The organism is Prevotella bivia DSM 20514 (genome assembly GCF_000262545.1).
Lineage (GTDB): Bacteria > Bacteroidota > Bacteroidia > Bacteroidales > Bacteroidaceae > Prevotella > Prevotella bivia.
On record NZ_JH660660.1, the window covers coordinates 938171 to 958424 of the forward strand.

The 20254-nt window shown below is 39.7% G+C and carries 16 protein-coding genes; 14 read left to right on the plus strand and 2 right to left on the minus strand.

Annotated elements, in window-relative coordinates:
• Positions 1-91: 91 nt before the first annotated feature.
• Positions 92-1399, plus strand: coding sequence for an NAD(P)/FAD-dependent oxidoreductase (locus tag PREBIDRAFT_RS06255; protein ID WP_004336854.1), 1308 nt, complete (start codon positions 92-94; stop codon positions 1397-1399).
• Between the two features lie 94 nt (positions 1400-1493).
• On the opposite strand, the gene PREBIDRAFT_RS06260 is transcribed toward PREBIDRAFT_RS06255, so the two are convergent.
• Positions 1494-2483, minus strand: a complete 990-nt coding sequence (locus PREBIDRAFT_RS06260) for a GNAT family N-acetyltransferase (RefSeq protein WP_004336853.1) — start codon at positions 2481-2483, stop codon at positions 1494-1496.
• A gap of 54 nt (positions 2484-2537) precedes the next feature.
• Complete coding sequence (locus tag PREBIDRAFT_RS06265; RefSeq protein ID WP_036862823.1) at positions 2538-3365, minus strand: glycerol acyltransferase; 828 nt, start codon at positions 3363-3365, stop codon at positions 2538-2540.
• A 264-nt stretch (positions 3366-3629) separates the two neighbouring features.
• On the opposite strand from PREBIDRAFT_RS06265, the gene mraZ reads away from it, so the two are divergent.
• From mraZ to ftsZ, 13 genes are all read left to right on the plus strand, one after another.
• Positions 3630-4094, plus strand: coding sequence for a division/cell wall cluster transcriptional repressor MraZ (gene mraZ, locus PREBIDRAFT_RS06270; protein ID WP_004336851.1), 465 nt, complete (start codon positions 3630-3632; stop codon positions 4092-4094).
• A 42-nt stretch (positions 4095-4136) separates the two neighbouring features.
• Complete coding sequence (rsmH, locus tag PREBIDRAFT_RS06275; protein WP_004336849.1) at positions 4137-5096, plus strand: 16S rRNA (cytosine(1402)-N(4))-methyltransferase RsmH; 960 nt, start codon at positions 4137-4139, stop codon at positions 5094-5096.
• Positions 5077-5691 (plus strand): FtsL-like putative cell division protein, encoded by a 615-nt coding sequence (locus PREBIDRAFT_RS06280; protein ID WP_004336848.1) that lies wholly within the window; start codon positions 5077-5079, stop codon positions 5689-5691. The genes rsmH and PREBIDRAFT_RS06280 overlap by 20 nt, the downstream gene beginning before the upstream one ends.
• Positions 5692-5781: 90 nt before the next feature.
• A complete protein-coding gene (locus tag PREBIDRAFT_RS06285) occupies positions 5782-7854 on the plus strand; it encodes a penicillin-binding protein (protein WP_394330219.1) in 2073 nt (690 codons plus the stop codon).
• 51 nt (positions 7855-7905) lie between these two features.
• Positions 7906-9363, plus strand: a complete 1458-nt coding sequence (locus PREBIDRAFT_RS06290) for a UDP-N-acetylmuramoyl-L-alanyl-D-glutamate--2,6-diaminopimelate ligase (RefSeq protein ID WP_004336846.1) — start codon at positions 7906-7908, stop codon at positions 9361-9363.
• A 36-nt stretch (positions 9364-9399) separates the two neighbouring features.
• Positions 9400-10671 (plus strand): phospho-N-acetylmuramoyl-pentapeptide-transferase, encoded by a 1272-nt coding sequence (locus PREBIDRAFT_RS06295; RefSeq protein WP_004336845.1) that lies wholly within the window; start codon positions 9400-9402, stop codon positions 10669-10671.
• Between the two features lie 19 nt (positions 10672-10690).
• Positions 10691-12022, plus strand: a complete 1332-nt coding sequence (gene murD / locus PREBIDRAFT_RS06300) for a UDP-N-acetylmuramoyl-L-alanine--D-glutamate ligase (RefSeq protein WP_004336844.1) — start codon at positions 10691-10693, stop codon at positions 12020-12022.
• Between the two features lie 246 nt (positions 12023-12268).
• Positions 12269-13567, plus strand: a complete 1299-nt coding sequence (locus PREBIDRAFT_RS06305; protein ID WP_004336843.1) for an FtsW/RodA/SpoVE family cell cycle protein — start codon at positions 12269-12271, stop codon at positions 13565-13567.
• Between the two features lie 266 nt (positions 13568-13833).
• Positions 13834-14937, plus strand: a complete 1104-nt coding sequence (gene murG / locus PREBIDRAFT_RS06315; RefSeq protein ID WP_004336842.1) for an undecaprenyldiphospho-muramoylpentapeptide beta-N-acetylglucosaminyltransferase — start codon at positions 13834-13836, stop codon at positions 14935-14937.
• 29 nt (positions 14938-14966) lie between these two features.
• Complete coding sequence (gene murC / locus PREBIDRAFT_RS06320) at positions 14967-16346, plus strand: UDP-N-acetylmuramate--L-alanine ligase (RefSeq protein ID WP_004336841.1); 1380 nt, start codon at positions 14967-14969, stop codon at positions 16344-16346.
• A gap of 5 nt (positions 16347-16351) precedes the next feature.
• Complete coding sequence (locus PREBIDRAFT_RS06325; protein WP_004336840.1) at positions 16352-17290, plus strand: cell division protein FtsQ/DivIB; 939 nt, start codon at positions 16352-16354, stop codon at positions 17288-17290.
• Between the two features lie 46 nt (positions 17291-17336).
• On the plus strand, positions 17337-18794 hold the full coding sequence (ftsA, locus tag PREBIDRAFT_RS06330; protein ID WP_004336839.1) for a cell division protein FtsA: 1458 nt from the start codon (positions 17337-17339) through the stop codon (positions 18792-18794).
• Between the two features lie 60 nt (positions 18795-18854).
• A complete protein-coding gene (ftsZ, locus tag PREBIDRAFT_RS06335; protein ID WP_004336838.1) occupies positions 18855-20180 on the plus strand; it encodes a cell division protein FtsZ in 1326 nt (441 codons plus the stop codon).
• The last annotated feature ends 74 nt before the right edge of the window (positions 20181-20254 follow it).

Below are 20254 nucleotides of genomic sequence, written 5' to 3' on the forward strand. Positions count from 1 at the left end.
ATGTAAAGATCATAAGGAGAGGGAGATTATTCGTGGTCTCCCTTCTGTATTTTTAAGAAAGTATATTTTTATATTTAAGAGGTATAATAAGATGAAAGAAGATGTTTCTAACAATGGAAAGAAGAGAGTAGTGATTGTTGGTGGTGGACTTGGTGGATTGGAGCTAGCTACACGCTTAGTAAAAACCCACTTCCAAGTTACTTTGATAGATAAAAATAATTATAATTATTTTCCTCCATTAATATACCAAGTGGCATCGGCAGGTCTTGAACCTAGTAGCATATCCTTCCCTTTTCGCCGTTTGTTCCAAGAGAAGAAAAACTTCTTCTTCCGTATGGCAACAGTAGAGCAAATTGAACCAGAGAAGAAGAATGTAGTTACCTCTATTGGGGATATACAATATGATTATTTAGTGCTTGCTGCTGGAGCTACTACTAACTATTTTGGTAATAAGGAAATAGAGAAAAACTGTCTTCCTATGAAGACTGTTTCCGAGGCAATGTATCTGCGTAATACCATTTTGCACAATTTAGAGAAAGCCGAGATAGAGACCGATCCTGAAAAGAAGCAAGCTTTGATGAATGTTGTTATCGTGGGTGGTGGTCCTGCAGGTGTAGAAATAGCAGGAGCAGTGGCAGAGATGAAGAGAAACGTCATAGCACGCGACTATCCACACCTTGCTGCAAACAATCGTATGCACATTTATTTGGTGAATGCTGCCGATCGTTTGCTCTCTACAATGGATGAGTATTCTTCGAAGAAAGCATTAGAAGGCTTGAAAGAACTCTTTGTTCATGTACGCCAGCCCTATATGGCTTTGAGTTATGAAAATGGAGTGTTAAAGACCGATAAGGGATTAGATATTCCAGCGGAGACGGTAATTTGGGTGAGTGGTGTTCGTGCTACCAGTATGCCGGGACTACCTCAAGACTGTTATGGTCGTGCTGGTCGTATCAAGACCGATCGCTTCTGTAAGGTGAAAGGTGTAGACGATATTTATGCTATTGGAGATATTAATATCATTGAAGGCGATGCAGAGTATCCCGGAGGGCACCCACAGTTGGCTCAAGTGGCTATCCAGCAAGCTAAGTGTGTAGCAAATAATCTTGTGGCAGAGGCAAAGGGAGAGGCTCCAAAAATGTTTAAATACAAGAACCTTGGTACAATGGCAACTATCGGACGAAATCGTGCCGTGGCTGAAATTGGTAAGAGTAAGTTTAGTGGTTTCCTTGCATGGTTCCTTTGGTTGGTAGTCCATTTGCGTTCTATCCTTGGTGTAAAGAATAAAACTTTCATTCTTTTGAACTGGCTGTGGGGCTATATCAACTATAAACAAAGCCTTCGCTTAATCCTCAAAGCAGAAGGAAAAAATAACGATGATAATGATTTAGTGCAATAAAAAAATAGAGCATGTCAGTAATGGCATGCTCTATTTTTATATACCTGTTAGTATAACAAACGCTTATTAAGCGTTGCTATCCTAGCTTTTTTCTTTAGTCCACTTTGTAAATAAGGTTATTTGCTCCACTCGTAAAGGCTAGTGCTTCGGGGTGTTCATTGGCATAACTTTCAATGTGACGGATGCGTTTTTCCTCGAAAATTTCGTCCATAGCGATGAGGATACCCGTTTCTTCTACATCGCCAAAACCATAGTTAATGGCTGTGCCAAAGAGCTTCATTGTAGGTGAAAGGTTCATGTAAGCATTTACCAATGGTGGAATATTATAGCCCAATTTGCGAATTTCAGTGTTCAAAAGTCGATAGTCTTCCTTAAAGTTCTTGCCTGTAAAGAAAGCCTCAAGTTCGGTTTCTGGGGTGTCAATCTTTAATGGCTTAATAGGAAGAATAAGGTCTTCTTTATCATTAAAATACTTTTTTAGGAAGTAAAGGATAAGATCTCTGCCACGACGGATATAGGAAGGATACATAGTTACCTTGCCGAAGAAATACTTGCAGTTAGGGTTAAGAACAGTAAGGGCCCCTAGCCCATCCCACAAATTGTCAAGTGCAAAGATACTTTTATGGTTATTTCTCACATTCTGATATGCCAAAGAGACGAAAGAACGCCCCAGTTCTACAGTGTAAGGAGCATATTCCTTGATAAACTTCTCTGAGAAATGGAACATGTGGCTAGTAGCAAGTATGGGCTGTCCTTTTTCGTCTAGCTTCCAGTCTTCCCCAAATATATAACGGTATCCACCAATAATCTCTTCAGCTTCAGGATTCCATACGATGAGTTGTTTGCAACAATTCTCCATTGTGTCAAACTCATCAATATCAACAGACTTGCCTGTTCCTCCACCAGCTGTTCTAAAAGCTTCTTCGCGCAAACGCCCAATCTCACGCATTGTGTTGGGTGAGTTTTTTGCAGTAACAACATATACTTCGTTGTGGCTTTTGTTAGTCGTGCGAAGTAGTTTATCTGATGTTAGTTCGCTTTTTAGAAGAGCCTTGTCAATTGGCTGAATTATTTCTTCTTCCATAAATTGGTGTGCTAAAGTTTCTGTTCGGTTGTTGTATTGGCAATACTAATAATTTTATAACTCGTAGACCCTGTCTTCTACATATTTTGCCCATTCCATCGATGTTTTGCTATGGTCGAAGGTTTGCCAAGGGATAGGTTTTCCTATGGCTACTCTAAAAGTTTTTCCTACGTTTTTATACATTTCATCAACAAGAAACAGCATGGCTAAATTCACTTTCTTTATATATTTATCACTAAAGTGGGCTATGCGGTAGAATTTTTCTGAGTTTCTTCCACCAAAGAAAATAGGTACAATATCACGCTGATATTCCACACTTTTAGTAATAAAAGTTTTCTTCCAAGGAAGATCATGGATCGTTCCGTTTATCTTTCGGCTATTCAATCCTGCTGGAAACATGAGCATGTGATTGTTGCTTTGGAAACCAGCCTCTACCATTCTTGGGAAGTCGCGACTTTGTTTGCCTGTCTTATTGATACCAATACTTACTGGTTTTAATCCTGGTAGATTTAGCAAAAGATCGTTTACTAAATAGCGAAACTGACCATCATAATGATGTCCGATGATTGCTCCAAGTGCTACTCCGTCTTGACCACCTAATGGATGGTTGGATACGAAAGTATAAAGCTTGCCATCATTTTTGTCAGGTAAATTCTCTAAACCCTCTATTTCGAGCGTCATATCGAGATATTTTACACATTCTTCAAGCCATTCTGTTCCAGACAGATGTCTTGACTCCCAAAGAAACTTATTAACTTGATCTTCGTGGATGGTTTTCTTTAACCAATTTACAGCAAAACGAGGAATATATTTAGCCTTAGCCCCCATCTTGCTTTTAAGAATGTTCTCGATATCAATTGTCTTTTGAATATTTGCTGCCATATTCTCGATTTCCCAAAACCATATGCAAAAATAGCTAAATATTTTTGGATAATACGATACTATGGGTAGAAATATTGATAAAAGATAATATTCTATATAGAAAACCAATTACCTTTATCTGTTTGTAGATAGCTACTTAATACCGTTAAATTTAGAAAAATCTCCTTATTATATAAAATATCGTGGAGCAAAGTGGAGAAGTGTGGTGGAAATTGCGTAACTTTGGGGTCTATTTAGGTTTATTCTAAGTTTTACTTTAATCGCATGAGATTTCTGGGTAATATAGAAGCAAAGATTGATGTGAAAGGTAGAGCGTTTCTTCCATCAATATTCCGTAAGGTGCTTAGCGCATCTGGCGAAGAGGCACTTATTCTCCGAAAAGATATTTTTGAGTCGTGTCTTGTGCTTTATCCACAATCGGTTTGGAACGAACGATTGGATGCGTTAAGGAGTAAGTTGAGTAGATGGAATAAGCGTGATCAGATGATTTATCGGCAATATGTTTCTGATGTAGAAATGATTACGTTAGATGGTAATGGGCGTTTTCTTATACCCAAACGTTATTTGAAACTTGCTAATATTGATCAAGAAATTAGCTTTATAGGTATGGATGATAGCATCGAAATATGGTCGAAACCTAACACTACCGAGCAGTTTATGCCGTTTGAGGAACTTGGAAAAGCCCTAGAAAGTATTATGGAAGGTAAAGACACTACCTCCAACGATTAAAATATAAAGAATTAACGCTACAACTAGCATAATACAACGACAATGATAAAGAAAGCTGAAAGCTACCATATCCCAGTGCTTTTAAACGAAAGTATTGAAGGATTGAATATTCATACGGGCGGCATCTATGTAGATGTTACCTTTGGAGGTGGTGGACACAGTGGTGAAATATTGTCGCGTTTGCCAGTTGGATGTCATCTTTATAGCTTTGATCAGGATTTAGATGCAGAACAAAACCTAAACCACCTCACTGAAAAAAGTAAAGAGCTGAATGATAAATTTACTTTTGTACGCTCAAACTTTAGGTATTTAAAGAACTGGATGCGTTACTATGGAGTAGAGAAAATTGATGGTTTGCTGGCAGATCTTGGCGTAAGTAGTCATCACTTCGACGATGAAACTCGTGGTTTCTCTTTCCGTTTTGAAGAAGCTCCGCTAGATATGCGTATGAATAAGAATGCTCATAAAACGGCTTCTAATATTCTCAACGAATACGAAGAAGACGACTTAGCCAACTTGTTTTATCTCTATGGCGAATTAAAACAATCAAGACGCATCGCTTCTGCTATTGTAAAAGCTAGAACAAACCAAACGATTAAGACTACAACAGACTTTCTAAAGATCGTTGAACCGCTCTTTATACGTGCCAGAGAGAAGAAGGATATGGCAAAACTCTTTCAAGCATTACGCATAGAAGTAAACCATGAAATGGAGGCTTTGAAAGAAATGCTAGCTTCGGCAACAGAACTTTTATCTCCCGGAGGGCGTCTATCGGTGATAACTTACCATTCGCTAGAAGATAGAATAGTAAAGAACTTTATGAAAGCTGGTAATGCAGAAGGAAAAGTAACACAAGATTTCTTTGGTAGAATAGAAACTCCTTTCAAGCTAGTGAACAATAAAGTGATCGTTGCTACAGAAGAGGAATTAGAAAAAAATCCACGAAGCCGTAGTGCAAAACTAAGAATCGCAGAAAAGAAAGATGAAGAGCGAAAACAATAAAGAAGAAATAATAGAGGGAACCGCCCTACCTATGGAAGAAGGACAAGCTACCAAGAAGAAGGAAGCTAGTCCTGTTAGAGGTGAGCTTCTCAATGCAACGGCAAAGGAATTAGGAAACGATTTAAAAGCTCAAGATAAGGAGGTAAAATATCAAAAGGGTGAAGAAGTCTCTGATAGTGTAGAGAAAGAAGAGCAAATAAACGTAGAGGAGAAAATAGATAGGATAGAGAAAGCACTGCTTGATCAGGCTCAAGAAGGTGAGAAACCTCAATCTTCCAACTTCACTTTTAGTAAGATCATTGGTGGGGACATTCTTTCAGCCCAAGTACTCCGTAATAATATAGGCTTAATTCTCCTTATAGTATTCTTCGTGATTATCTACATCACCAATCGATATAATGCCCAAAAATACCTGATTGAGATAGATAAGCTTAATACGGAGCTTGAAGATGCTAAGTATAGAGCTCTCTCTAGTAGTAGTCAGCTTACGGAGAAAACACGAGAAAGCCATATCCTAGAGCTTCTCAAAAATAAAAAAGATAGTGTGTTAAAAATATCAGATCGACCACCATATATCGTCAACGTTCCAGAATAAGAGGCTAAGATGAACAAGTTTAATAACAAAGAAAGCATTAAGTGGTACTTCTTAACCACTGTAGGTATAGTATTTTTTGCTTTTCTCATTATGATAAAAGCTGCTAATACTATGACGGTAAAGAGGGATTATTGGATGCAAGTAGCCGCATTACAAAAGAAAGATAGCGTTAAGATAAAACCTATTAGAGGGAATATTCTTAGTACTGATGGCGAATTAATGGCTAGTTCGTTGCCTGAATTTAAAATATATATGGACTTTGATGCCTTGAAAGAAGCAGGCAATGATACTGCTTTCGTGGATAGCATCAACTTTATTAGTAAGGGATTAAACGAAATTTTCCCAGAGAAATCGGCTCAAGCCTTTAAACAACACTTGTTAGAAGGTTTTCATAAGAAGAGTCGTCATTGGGCTATATGGGATGCTCGTATCGCCTATAATACATTTAAAGATGTGCAAAACCTACCTATTTTCCACCTTTCTAAGTTTAAAAGTGGTTTTCACTGGGAAGAGTTTAATGCGCGTAGACGCCCGTTTGGCTCATTAGCACAGCGTACTATTGGTGATATGTTTGGAGCAAAAGATTCTGCACGTTGTGGTTTGGAATTATCTTTCGACTCTATTTTGCGCGGAACCAACGGTATTATTCATCGTAGAAAGGTAAGAAATAAGTTTCTTAATATTACAGATACAGCACCAATTGATGGTGCCGATATTGTTACAACCATCGATGTTGGTATGCAAGATTTGGCTGAACGTGCACTCATTGACGAGCTTCGTGAGATCAATGGTAACGTAGGCGTTGCTATTGTAATGGAAGTTGCTACTGGCGATGTGAAAGCTATCGTGAATATGGATAAGTGTGATGATGGTGAATATCGTGAGATTAAGAACCATGCTGTAAGCGATTTGCTAGAACCAGGGTCGGTGTTTAAAACAGCTTCTATTATGACAGTTCTCGATGATGGCTTAGTAGATACTACTTATACGATAGCTACGGGTGCAGGTGTTTGGAATATGTATGGTAGAGATATGAAAGATCATAACTGGCGAAAAGGTGGTTATGGCGATTTGATGCTTCCTTGGACATTGAAATATAGCTCCAACGTAGGTGTGAGCCGTATTATAGATTTACATTATCATAATAATCCAGAGCAGTTTGTTCAAGGTATTTACGATCTTGGGTTAGCTACCGATCTTAATCTTCCTATTATCGGTTATTCTCCAGCAAAGATCCGTATGCCGCATAAGAATAAGCGTGGGCAATATGATAATTGGAGTGCTACTGCACTGCCATGGATGAGTATTGGCTATGAAACTCAGGTTCCACCTATCTCTACACTCGCCTTTTATAATGCCATTGCAAATAATGGAAAGATGATGCGACCACGCTTTGTGAAGCAAATTATAAAGAACGGTGAAGTAATCGCCGACTATCCACCAGAGGTATTAAAGAAGCAGATTGCCAAGGAAACTACTATCACGCAGATACGCCGAATATTAACCGAAGTAGTATCGGAAGGGCTTGGTAAGAAGGCTGGTTCAGATAAGTTTGCTGTAGCAGGCAAGACAGGCACAGCACAGATGTCTAAAGGTGCGCTTGGGTATAAGGCTGGTGGAGTAAATTACTTGTTAAGCTTTGCTGGTTTCTTCCCTGCTGATAAGCCCAAATACAGTTGTATTGTATGTATTCAAAAGACAGGCTTACCTGCTTCAGGTGGTGGTATGAGTGGTGTGGTTTTCCATCATATCGCTGAAGGTATCATGGCACAAGACTTGAAACTTAGTGTTACCGATGCACGCAATCAGTCGTCTATTCTCATTCCTTCTGCTAAGACGGGCAATATCCTTGCTGCCGACTACGTGTTAAATGCACTAGGTTATAATGCTAAAAATGGTTGGGCGGGAGCTTATCCCTTTGGAAATCCTATATGGGGAAGTGTAACCGATACGAACAACTCTCTTGTTATTCAGAAGCGCAACTATTCGAATAACAAGATTGTTCCTGATGTTCATGGCATGGGAGCGCGTGATGCTGTTTATCTTCTTGAGCAGCGTGGCTTGAAGGTGAAGATAATAGGGCGTGGAAAAGTTATTCAACAAAGCTTAGCACCTGGTAATAAGATAAAGAAAGGTGAGGCTTGTATTATCAACTTAGGATAGGCTTAAAAGCTGTAAATATAAGAAAAGAATAAAACTTAAAAGTAATAAGATATGAAGTTAACTGACTTACTTAAAGGTGTAAAAACATTAAATATCAATGGCAATGCCGACATTGATATTGCAGGTATTAATATTGATAGCAGAAAGATTAAGGCAGGGCATCTCTTCGTAGCTGTTAAGGGAACACAAGTAGATGGTCACCAATTTATAAATAAAGCAATAGAGCTTGGTGCAAAGGCTGTACTTGTGGAAGATATGCCTACCGACCTAAAAGAAGATGTTACCTATGTTCAAGTAGCATCAACCGAAACAGAAGTGGGCAAAATTGCTACTATCTTTTACGGAAATCCTACAAAGAAACTAAAGCTTGTAGGAGTAACTGGTACCAATGGTAAGACCACCATTGCTACCTTATTATATAATATGTTTCGCAAATTCGGTTATAAAGTAGGACTTATATCTACCGTTTGTAACTATATTGATGACGAAGCACGCCCAACCGATCACACTACTCCAGACCCAATAGAACTCAATCAGCTCCTTGGCGAGATGGTGGCTGCTGGCTGTGAATATGCTTTTATGGAATGTTCTAGCCACGCTATTCATCAGCATCGTATAGGTGGGCTACACTTTGAAGGTGGGGTTTTCACTAATCTAACACGTGATCATCTTGATTATCACAAAACTTTTGAGAACTATCGCAATGCTAAAAAGATGTTCTTCGACTCTCTTTCTAAGAACGCTTTTGCCATTACTAATGCTGATGATAAGAATGGTATGATAATGGTGCAGAACTGTAAGGCTAATATAAAGACTTATTCCATGCAGCGAATGGCAGATTTCCGTGCAAAAATCATTGAGTGTCATTTTGAAGGAATGTACTTAGAGGTTGACGGAAAGGAAGTTGGCGTACAGTTTATTGGTAAGTTTAACGTAAGCAACTTACTAGCTGTTTATGGCACTGCCATTATGTTGGGCAAATCGCAAGACGATATTTTGTTGGCACTTAGCACTTTGAAGAGCGTTAACGGACGCCTCGATCCTGTTCATTCTCCTGAAGGTTTTACGGCGATTGTCGATTATGCACACACACCAGATGCCCTTGAAAACGTGCTTGGAGCTATCCATGATGTATTAGAAGGTAAAAATGGAAAGGTGATTACTGTGTGCGGAGCAGGTGGCAATCGTGATAAAGGCAAGCGTCCGCTCATGGCACAAGAAGCTGTAAAACAGAGCGACACCGTTATCCTTACTAGTGATAACCCACGTTTTGAAGATCCACAAGCTATCATCGACGATATGGTAGCTGGGCTTGATGCTAATCAGCGTAAGAAGGTGTTGACTATCGTCGATCGCCGTGAAGCTATGCGCACGGCTGCTATGATGGCAAAGAAGGGCGATGTAATCCTTGTTGCTGGTAAAGGTCATGAAGACTATCAAGACATTCAAGGTGTGAAACATCACTTTGATGATCACGAAGTACTTCGCGAAATCTTTGATGCTCAATAAGTAAAAGGTATAAAGACTATATAATTATATTTAGACATGTTATATTATATTTTCAGATGGTTAGGCGAGTATGGCATAAGTGGAAGCCACTTATGGGGCTATATTAGTTTCCGAGCTATTCTTGCAATGATCCTTGCATTGATTATCTCTGCATGGTTTGGTGAACGCTTCATCAAATATCTAAAGAGCAAACAAATTACAGAAACACAGCGTGATGCAAGTATTGATCCTTTCGGTGTTAACAAAATTGGAGTGCCATCAATGGGTGGTATTATCATCATTGTATCATTGCTCATTCCTGTAATCTTGCTAGGTAGATTGCGCAATATCTATCTCATTCTTATGATTGTTACTACCGTTTGGCTTGGTTTTTTAGGTGGAATGGACGATTTTATCAAGATTTTCCGCCATAATAAAGAGGGCTTAAAGGGTAAATATAAGATTGTAGGACAGCTTAGTATTGGTCTTATCGTAGGTTTAACCCTTTGGGCTTCACCCGATGTTAAAGCTAACCTTAATAACGAAGTAAGCAATAAGGATAAGACGGCAATGGTGATACAGCACAATCAGACGGCGGAGAAAACGCTAAAGACAACCATTCCGTTTGTAAAAAATCATAATCTTGATTATTCAGAGGTTGTTGGTTTTATGGGAAAATATAAGACGGCAGCAGGTTGGATACTCTTTGTCATTATGACGATCTTTGTGGTAACAGCCGTTTCTAACGGTGCCAACCTTAATGATGGTATGGACGGTATGTGTGCTGGCAACTCGGCTGTGATAGGTGTAGTACTCGGTATTTTAGCTTATGTGAGCAGCCATTACCGATATGCTGCCTATCTAAACATTATGTTCATACCAGGGTCGGAAGAATTGGTTATCTTCTTTATGGCGTTTATCGGAGCTTTGATAGGTTTCTTATGGTATAATGCTTATCCAGCTCAAGTGTTTATGGGCGATACGGGGAGCCTTACCATTGGTGGTATCATTGCCGTAGGTGCTATTATTATCCATAAAGAGTTGCTTTTGCCTATCCTTTGTGGTATCTTCTTTGTAGAGAGTCTGAGTGTTATCCTGCAAGTTTGGTATTACAAGCTAGGTAAGCGCAAGGGTATTAAGCAGCGCATCTTTAAGCGTACCCCTATTCACGATGCCTTCAGAACGCTCAATTCACAGCTTGATCCCGATTGTAAATATGTATTTACAAAACCACATAATGCTGTACACGAGAGCAAAATTGTTCTTCGGTTTATTATTGTTACCATCCTTTTGGCAGCATTTACCATTATTACATTGAAGTTAAGATAAGAAAGGAGTATAGAGAAAAATGAAAAGAATAGTAATACTAGGTGCAGGAGAAAGCGGTGCTGGTGCTGCTGTATTAGCAAAGCAACAGGGCTTCGACGTATTTGTTTCAGATATGTCGGCTATCAAGGATAAGTATAAGAAAATGCTTGACGATCGCGGTATAGCGTGGGAAGAGCAGCAGCATACAGAGGCGAATATCTTAAATGCCGATGAGGTGATTAAGAGTCCTGGTATTCCAAAAGAAGCTCCTATGATACAGAAACTCCTTGAGAAAGGTACACCTATTATCAGCGAAATAGAGTTTGCAGGTAGATATACCCATTCTAAAATGATTTGTATTACAGGAAGTAATGGTAAAACCACTACTACTAGTCTTATCTTCCACATCTTTAAAGATGCTGGTTATGATGTAGGACTTGCGGGTAATATTGGTAATAGTTTGGCACTTCAGGTGGCTGAAGATCCACATGATTACTATATCATAGAGCTAAGTAGTTTTCAGCTAGATGATATGTACAACTTCCGTGCTAACATTGCTATTCTGCTAAATATTACGCCCGATCATCTCGATCGTTACGAATATAAGTTTGAGAATTATGCCGATGCGAAGATGCGCATTATTCAGAATCAGACGAAGGAGGATAGCTTCATCTATTGGAATGATGACCCTGTTATCAAGAAAGAGCTAGAAAAGTTTGATGTAAAGGCTGTGCGATATCCTTTCTCAGAACTAAAAGAGAAAGGAAGTATCGGATATATTGAGCAAGGACAATATACTATAGAGCAGCCCACTCCTTTTAATATGGAGCAGGAGGATCTTTCGCTTACTGGCAAACATAATATCTACAACTCGCTTGCAGCAGGTATTGCTGCCAATATCGGTGGTATTAAGAAAGAAAATATTCGTAAGAGTTTGAGCGACTTCCCTGGTGTAGAACATCGTTTAGAGAAGGTTTGCAAGGTGGCTGGTGTGCAGTATATCAACGACTCAAAGGCTACCAACGTAGACGCTTGTTGGTATGCACTAGAGAGTATGACTACCCCTACCGTGCTAATCATTGGTGGTAAAGATAAGGGCAACGACTATGATGCTATCAAAGACCTTGTAAAGCAGAAGTGTAGAGCCGTTGTATATCTTGGTGCTGATAACCAGAAGTTGCATGACAACTTTGATCATCTTGGTATTACTGTTCGCGATACTCACTCTATGAAGGATTGTGTAGCTGCTTGTGCAGCGCTTGCTAAACCTGGCGACACGGTGTTACTAAGTCCTTGTTGTGCTAGCTTCGACCTCTTTAAAAACATGGAAGATCGTGGCGAACAGTTTAAAGAGTTGGCTCGTGCGCTATAATAGCAGAACTAGTAAATAGCAATATTAGTTCGCAAAAAGAACAGTTTGTAACTCGTTGATAATGAGTAGCCTTATAAAAGGTAATCTTTTACGCGATAAAAGGTTACCTTTTACTCACCAAAAGATGACCTTTTACTCGGTAAAAGGTGATGTTTTACTACGTGATAGTTATACATCTGTTTTTCAGTAAGTTATGAGATAGTCCGTTTTTCATCAAGAATTGAATATAAAACTACCAATAAATCAATGAACGTAAAGTCATTACAAAATGTTTTTAAAGGCGACAAAGTAGTCTGGATGATCTTCTTCTTTCTTTGTATGATCAGTATCATCGAGGTTTATTCTGCCTCTAGCTCTTTATCGTATAAGGGAGGAAACTTTTGGGGACCTATCATTTATCACACCGTTATGCTAGCCATAGGATGGGTAGCTATGGTTTTTGTGTTGAATGTAGAGTGTAGATACTTCAAACTAGCAACCCCCATTTTTCTCATAGTCTCCGTATTCCTGCTATATATCGTAATGGGTATAGGTAGTGTAACCAATGGTGCGAGTCGTTGGATTAGTATTTTTGGTATACAGTTTCAGCCCTCCGAGCTTGGTAAGGGTGCGCTCATTATGACAATTGCACAGCTCTTGAGTGCTATGCAAACTGATTATGGAGCTGATAGAAAGGCTATTAAATATATACTTTTTGTTTCAGGTGTGGTTATCTTACCCATTTTTTCAGAAAACCTTTCCACTGCTGCTCTGCTTTTTCTAACCGTTATTTTTATGATGGTAATAGGTAGAGTGTCTATGAAGCAAATAGGAAAGTTGATGGGAGTAATCTTCCTTTTTGTAGCCCTTGGTTTAGCTTTCGTAATGTTTGCTGGTAATAGTGATAATGCAGAAGTGGATAATCGGAAGCAAAATCTTACAGAACAAACGGCAAAACGGCAAGAACAAAAAAAGGAAACGGGTATAATCGCTAAAGTTTTCCACCGTGCTGATACTTGGAAAGCACGTATAAATAAGTTCTTTAACCATAAATATGTTGCTCCAAAAGACTTCGATCTTGATAAAGATGCACAGGTGGCACATGCTAATATTGCCATTGCTTCGTCGAATATAGTTGGTAAAGGCCCCGGCAACTCTAATGAGCGCGATTTTCTTTCACAAGCGTTCTCCGACTTTATCTATGCCATTATTATTGAAGAAATGGGTATTTTAGGGGCTTTTGTAGTGTTAGCCTTGTATGTTATTCTCTTCATTCGTGTGGGTATTATAGCTCGAAGGTGTGAGAATTCGTTTCCTACATTCTTAGCAATGGGTTTAGCCTTCTTGCTCGTTTCGCAGGCTATGTTTAATATGGCAGTAGCTGTGGGCTTGGCACCTGTAACAGGTCAGCCACTACCTTTGATCAGTAAAGGCGGAACTTCGTCCATTATTAACTGTGTATATATCGGTGCTATTCTTAGTATTAGTCGCTCGGCAAAGCGCCGAACGAACTCAAAAAAGGAAGAAAATCATCAAGGTTTGACAGTAACTGTTGCGAATGCATAAAATATACTCTATGCTAACCGATTAGGAAAAAAATACTTATCTTTGCATAAGATAGGCTGCGCTCGGCAATATTCAAACAAGTTTGTATTGCTTTTGCTTGCACTATCTTTGCATAAGATAGGCTGCGCTCGGCAATATTCAAACAAGTTTGTATTGCTCTTGCTTGCACTATCTTTGCATAAGATAGGCTGCGCTCGGGAATTTGAAAGCAAGCTTTCATTCCTCTCATTTGCACTATCTTTGCATAATAGTAAATAAACGTATAGATGAAAGACGATTTACGATTTATCATTAGTGGTGGTGGTACTGGTGGACATATCTTTCCAGCAGTGTCAATCGCCAATGCCTTAAAGGCAAAATGTCCTAATGCGAAAATCCTATTCGTAGGAGCTGAAGGGCGTATGGAAATGCAACGTGTACCAGCTGCTGGTTATGAAATAAAGGGATTACCTATCCAAGGCTTCGATCGCGCTCATAAGTTGAATAACATTAAAGTGATCTTCAAACTATTGAAGAGCCTTAGCATGGCAAAGAAGATTATCAAAAACTTTCGTCCTGATGTAGCAATCGGAGTGGGAGGCTATGCTAGTGGGGCTACGCTTTATAAGGCTGCAGGTATGGGTATACCATGTTTGATACAAGAGCAGAACTCGTATGCTGGTGTTACAAATAAGCTTTTGGCTAAGAAGGTACGCAAAATTTGTGTGGCTTACGAGGGTATGGAGCGTTTCTTTCCAGCAGATAAGATCATAATGACGGGCAACCCTGTCCGTCAGAATGTGCTAGAAACTCCGATGACACAAGAAGAGGCTCGCAAGAGCTTTAAACTTAATCCTAGCAAGAAAACTATCCTTATAGTGGGTGGTAGCTTAGGAGCGCAAACCGTAAATAGCTCTATTATAGAGCATCTTGATCTCGTTCAGAATACTGAAGTGCAAATTATTTGGCAAACAGGAAAACGTTATTTCGATAAAATTAATGAGGCGTTGAAGGGGAAAGAGTTGGCTAACCTCAAGGTAATGGACTTTATTAGCGATATGGGAGCAGCCTATAAAGCTGCCGACTTAGTGATTAGTCGTGCAGGGGCTAGCTCTATTAGTGAGTTCCAACTCATAGGAAAACCCGTTATCCTCGTACCTAGTCCAAATGTCGCAGAGGATCATCAAACGAAAAATGCTATGGCTTTGGTTAATAAAGATGCTGCTATCTTTGTGAGCGATGCCGATGCTCCTGCTATGCTTTTACAGTTGGCACTTGACACAATTGCCAATGATGAGAAGTTGGCTACACTTAGTAAAAACGTGAAAGAAATGGGCTTACAGCACTCAGCTGACATTATTGCCGATGAGGTTTTAAAGCTTTGTAAATAGTTATTCCCCTTAGTATTAAGCAGAAAGATATGGAATTAAAAGATATTAAAGCAATTTATTTTATTGGTGCTGGCGGCATTGGTATGAGTGCTATTGCTCGTTACTTTCTACACATCGGGTGTGTTGTGGCTGGTTATGATAAAACTTCCTCAGAGCTTACCCAACGGCTTCAGAAAGAAGGTATGGATATTCATTATGAAGAGAATATCGACCTCATTCCTACAGCTTGTCGCGATAAGGAAAATACTTTGATTATCTATACCCCAGCTATCCCAACTACACATGCTGAGTTTGTGTATTTTCAGAAAAATGGCTTTGAAATTCAGAAGCGAGCACAGGTACTTGGCACATTAACAAAAACTCATAAAGGCTTGTGTTTCGCTGGTACTCATGGCAAAACTACCACCTCTAGTATGTGCGCTCATATTATGCACCAAAGCTCTGTAGACTGTAATGCCTTCCTTGGAGGTATCTCTAAGAACTATGGAACTAACTATATCCTCTCTGATAAAAGCGACTATGTAGTGATCGAGGCTGATGAGTTCGATCGTTCTTTCCATTGGCTTCGCCCTTGGATGACGGTCATTACTTCTACCGATCCTGATCATCTTGACATCTATGGCACAAAGGAGGCTTATTTAGAGAGCTTCCGTCACTATACAGAACTTATCCAGCCTGGTGGTGCGCTCATTATTCATAAGGATCTTGAAGTGCAACCAAACGTACAAGAAGGAGTAACTATTTACGAGTATAGTCGTGAAGAAGGCGACTTCCATGCAGAGAATATCCGCATCAAAGAGGGTACGATCGTCTTCGATTTTATCTCCCCTATTGAGACGATAAAGAATGTAGAACTAGGACAACCCATTCCTATCAACATTGAAAATGGTATCTCTGCTATGGCAATGGCTCAACTAAATGGTGTGTCAGCTAATGAAATTCGTGAAGGAATGAGGACTTATGGCGGTGTAGATCGTCGTTTCGACTTCAAGGTTATGAACTCAAAGCATGTCGTGTTATCCGACTATGCACATCACCCAAAGGAAATTCTTCAGAGTGCTAAGAGCTTAAAGGAGTTGTATGCAGACCGTAAGGTAACGGTAATTTTCCAGCCTCACCTCTATACACGCACACGCGATTTCTATAAAGAGTTTGCCGATGCTCTTAGCTTTTTCGATGAAGTGATCCTGACAGAGATATATCCAGCACGCGAAGAGCCTATCGAAGGCGTTACCTCAGCACTCATTTTCGATAATCTAAAGGCAGGAATTGAGAAACAACTCATCGTGAAAGACGAGGTTCTTAACTTTGTTAAGTCGCGCGATTTTGATGTTTTAGTCATTCTCGGAGCAGGCAATTTAGACAACTATGTACCACAGATTGCTCAATTAATAGAAGATAAAGAATAAGAAGGATGTACATAAAATGGAAGAAAATCATTATCGGGTCGCTAGATGTTCTGCTAGCTGTCTATCTTGTTTTGGCTGTTACTTCATGGAATAAGCCTAACGAGAGAGAAACTGTATGTAATGAAGTGAACATCAATATCTCCGATACCAATAATGCAGGCTTCCTTAGTGCCACAGAGGTAAAGGATATATTAACGAAAGCAAAGCTTTATCCTCTTAACAAAGCGATGCAGGCTGTTAGCCCACGTCGTATTGAAGAGACACTCAAAACAGGACCTTTTATTAAGACTGCGCAGTGTTATAAGACTACAGCAGGACAGGTTGTCATTAATATTACCCAACGTATGCCTATCATTCGCATCAAGAGCGATATAGGCGACGATTATTATTTGGATGACAATGGAGGTATTCTCCCTAATTCAAAATATACAAGCGACCTCATCATCGCCACGGGAAATATCAATAAACACTTTGCACAGTACTATTTAACATCGCTTGCTAAGGTGATAAATGCGTCTCCTTTTTGGCTTAATCAGATAGAGCAAATACACGTTTTGCCCGATAAAGGCATTGAGCTAGTGCCTCGTGTAGGTAATCAAATCATCTTTTTGGGCTATCTACCGTATGGTAAATACAAGTCGGCACGCGAACGTAGTATCCGTGTTTTTGTAAGTAAGAAGCTTGAACGCCTTCATAAATTCTATAAATATGGTCTCTCACAAGTGGGGTGGAACTTATACAATTACATTGATTTAGAGTTTGATAACCAGATAGTTTGTAAGAAAAATGTTGAAGATGAGGCTAAAACAACAGTTCAAACATCAGATCCAAACGCTACAACTTCTCAACAACAGAAGGAAGAGGTGTTTGAAAAGAAACCTTCAGAGATAAAGAAGGAGAAGAGGGCTGATGTTCCAATGGCTGAAGAAGGTCCCACCGTCTAAACATTATAATAAATAAGAATAAAACAAGAATATAATACGTTGATATATGGCAGAATTTATTGTAGCCATTGAACTAGGCTCTTCCAAGATTACAGGTATTGCTGGTAAAAAGAATCTTGACGGCAGTATCGATGTTACCGCAGTGGTAAAAGAGAATGCATCTGAGTGTATTCGCAAAGGCATCGTGTATAATATTGATAAGACAGCACAGTGTCTTACTAGTATTATTACCAAGCTAAGAAAACAACTCAAGTACGAAATTGCCCAAGTTTTTGTAGGAGTGGGTGGACAGTCTATCCGCAGTGTGCGTAATGTTATTATTAAGGATCTTCCTACTGATACCATTATCACAAGCGATATGATTAACGAACTCATGGATGCTAACCGCAATATGACCTATAATGATCAGGAAATTCTTGATGCTGTAACCCAAGAATATAATGTAGATAGTCAAAAGGCTATCGATCCAGTAGGCATTAAAGCAAGTCGTTTAGAGGGCAACTTCTTGAATATTTTATGGCGACAGTCATTCTATGATAATCTCAACAACTGTTTCCAAAAGGCAGATATAAAGATCGCAGAGATGTATCTTGCACCGCTAGCACTTGCTGATAGCATTTTGAGTGAGAACGAACGTCGCGGTGGTTGTGTACTTGTCGATCTAGGAGCAGATACTACTACTGTTCTTGTTTACTACAAAAACCTTCTACGCCATCTTGCTGTTATCCCACTAGGTGGCAGCAATATTACTCGCGACCTTGCTTCTTTACAGATTGATGAGAAAGATGCTGAGAGAATGAAGTTAAAGTATGCAAGTGCTTTCACTGAGGCTTCTGCTATTGATCCTACAGTAAAATATCCTGTAAACGACGAATTATCTATTGATAGTAGCGAATTTATTAAAGTGGTAGAGGCACGTGTTACTGAAATTGTTGAGAATGTTTGGGCGCAAGTTCCTACCGACTATTCACACACGCTCCTTGGTGGCATTATCCTTACAGGTGGTGGTATGAACCTACCAAAGATAGAGCATACCTTCCGCGAAACTACTGGTGTGGAGAAGATCCGTAAAGCCGACTTCGTTACTTACACCATTAACTCTAGTACCGCAGACATTACTTCTCGTCGTGGAGATATGAATACCATTCTTGGAATCTTAGCCAAAGGCGATATGAACTGTGCAGGTAGCACTTTTAATCCTAATGCAAACAACCTTTTTGCGAATACCGATGAGGTGGTAACAGGTACCCCTATCACTCCAAATCCTCACACTTCGGCTCCAAAACCATTGCAAGGTCAAGGGTTAGTACCTACTCCAGAGGATAAGAAGAAGCAAGAAGAAGAGCGTCGTCGTCGTGAGGAAGAAGAGCGTCGCCAACGCGAAGAGGAAGAAGAACGCTTACGCAAAGAAAAGGAAGAAGAGCGTAAGAATAGCTTTTGGGGCAAATTCAGCAGTAAGGTAAAGGATATTAGTGGTAAGATTTTTGAAGCTGAAGAGGAATAATAACTACCCTCACCCTTATATAAACAATTATTATAAACATCAATTAAGGAATATACTGTTATGGCAGATATAAATAAAATATTAGACTTTGAAGACAAGGATGTTACTGATAGCATCATCAAAGTAATTGGCGTTGGTGGTGGTGGTGGTAACGCTGTAAACCACATGTACAAGGAAGGTATCCATGATGTAACTTTCGTCGTATGTAATACTGATGCTCAAGCCTTAAACGATTCTCCTGTACCTGTTCATCTTCAATTAGGTACCGAGGGGCTAGGAGCAGGCAATCGCCCAGAAAGAGCGCGTCAAGCTGCTGAAGATACAGCCGACAGCATTAAACGAATGCTTTCTGATGGTACAAAGATGGCTTTCATTACTGCTGGTATGGGTGGCGGTACGGGTACTGGTGCTGGTCCTGTTATCGCACGTATTAGTAAGGAATTAGATATTCTTACAGTGGGTATTGTTACTATTCCGTTCAAGTTTGAGGGTACTCGTAAGATCGATCAAGCATTGGATGGTGTAGAGGAAATGGCAAAATACGTTGACGCTTTGTTGGTTATTAACAATGAACGCCTATTAAAGATATATCCAGATCTAAGCCTTATGGCTGCCTTTAAGAAAGCCGACGACACGTTAAGTATAGCAGCAAAGAGCATTGCAGAGATTATTACCACGCACGGTCTTATCAATCTTGACTTCAATGATGTGCGTACGATCTTGAAGGATGGTGGTGTTGCCATTATGAGTACGGGTTATGGTGAGGGCGAAGGTCGTGTTACCAATGCCATTCAAGATGCGCTACACTCTCCATTGCTCAATAATAATGATATTTATAAGTCTCAGCGCATTCTTATTCAAATCAATTTCCATGCTGACGAAGGTGGTAATGCTGGTGTTACAATGGACGAGATGAATGAGATTAATGCTTTTATGGAAAACTTTAGTGAGCGCTTTGAGTTGAAGTGGGGTATTGCTACCGATCCTGAACTAGATAAGAAGGTGAAGGTAACAATTCTTGCTACTGGCTTTGGTATCCGTGATGTCGACTCTGAAGATATGAAAGATCGTATCCAGCGTTACGATGAGAAAGAAGCTGCACAGCTTGCTGCAGAAAAGGAGGCTGAAGCCGAAAAGGCGCGTCGTCGTGGCGAATACTACGAAACAGGCGATAGCAAGCAGGAGAAAACACGTCCTCGTGTTTACCTCTTCTCTGCCGATGATCTTGACAATGACGATGTAATCCTTGCAGTAGAGAATATTCCTACTTACAAGCGTACAAAGCGTAACATAGAAGATATTAAGTTGATCAATGCGCCAAAGGTAATTGCTAGGGAAGAGGAAGAGCCTAAAGAACCTATCAATGGTGTAATCAATTTTAGATAATACCGTTTATTTTTCTATATCAGTATATAGACAAAAGCCCTATTAGGAACGATCCTAGTAGGGCTTTTTAGTGC

What these genes read in the sequence shown, in the direction of transcription:
- PREBIDRAFT_RS06255 (WP_004336854.1), top strand. Translation starts at nt 92, where the DNA reads ATGAAAGAAGATGTTTCTAACAATGGAAAGAAGAGAGTAGTGATTGTT.
- PREBIDRAFT_RS06260 (WP_004336853.1), bottom strand. Translation starts at nt 2,483, where the DNA reads ATGGAAGAAGAAATAATTCAGCCAATTGACAAGGCTCTTCTAAAAAGC.
- PREBIDRAFT_RS06265 (WP_036862823.1), bottom strand. Translation starts at nt 3,365, where the DNA reads ATGGCAGCAAATATTCAAAAGACAATTGATATCGAGAACATTCTTAAA.
- mraZ (WP_004336851.1), top strand. Translation starts at nt 3,630, where the DNA reads ATGAGATTTCTGGGTAATATAGAAGCAAAGATTGATGTGAAAGGTAGA.
- rsmH (WP_004336849.1), top strand. Translation starts at nt 4,137, where the DNA reads ATGATAAAGAAAGCTGAAAGCTACCATATCCCAGTGCTTTTAAACGAA.
- PREBIDRAFT_RS06280 (WP_004336848.1), top strand. Translation starts at nt 5,077, where the DNA reads ATGAAGAGCGAAAACAATAAAGAAGAAATAATAGAGGGAACCGCCCTA.
- PREBIDRAFT_RS06285 (WP_394330219.1), top strand. Translation starts at nt 5,782, where the DNA reads ATGATAAAAGCTGCTAATACTATGACGGTAAAGAGGGATTATTGGATG.
- PREBIDRAFT_RS06290 (WP_004336846.1), top strand. Translation starts at nt 7,906, where the DNA reads ATGAAGTTAACTGACTTACTTAAAGGTGTAAAAACATTAAATATCAAT.
- PREBIDRAFT_RS06295 (WP_004336845.1), top strand. Translation starts at nt 9,400, where the DNA reads ATGTTATATTATATTTTCAGATGGTTAGGCGAGTATGGCATAAGTGGA.
- murD (WP_004336844.1), top strand. Translation starts at nt 10,691, where the DNA reads ATGAAAAGAATAGTAATACTAGGTGCAGGAGAAAGCGGTGCTGGTGCT.
- PREBIDRAFT_RS06305 (WP_004336843.1), top strand. Translation starts at nt 12,269, where the DNA reads ATGAACGTAAAGTCATTACAAAATGTTTTTAAAGGCGACAAAGTAGTC.
- murG (WP_004336842.1), top strand. Translation starts at nt 13,834, where the DNA reads ATGAAAGACGATTTACGATTTATCATTAGTGGTGGTGGTACTGGTGGA.
- murC (WP_004336841.1), top strand. Translation starts at nt 14,967, where the DNA reads ATGGAATTAAAAGATATTAAAGCAATTTATTTTATTGGTGCTGGCGGC.
- PREBIDRAFT_RS06325 (WP_004336840.1), top strand. Translation starts at nt 16,352, where the DNA reads ATGTACATAAAATGGAAGAAAATCATTATCGGGTCGCTAGATGTTCTG.
- ftsA (WP_004336839.1), top strand. Translation starts at nt 17,337, where the DNA reads ATGGCAGAATTTATTGTAGCCATTGAACTAGGCTCTTCCAAGATTACA.
- ftsZ (WP_004336838.1), top strand. Translation starts at nt 18,855, where the DNA reads ATGGCAGATATAAATAAAATATTAGACTTTGAAGACAAGGATGTTACT.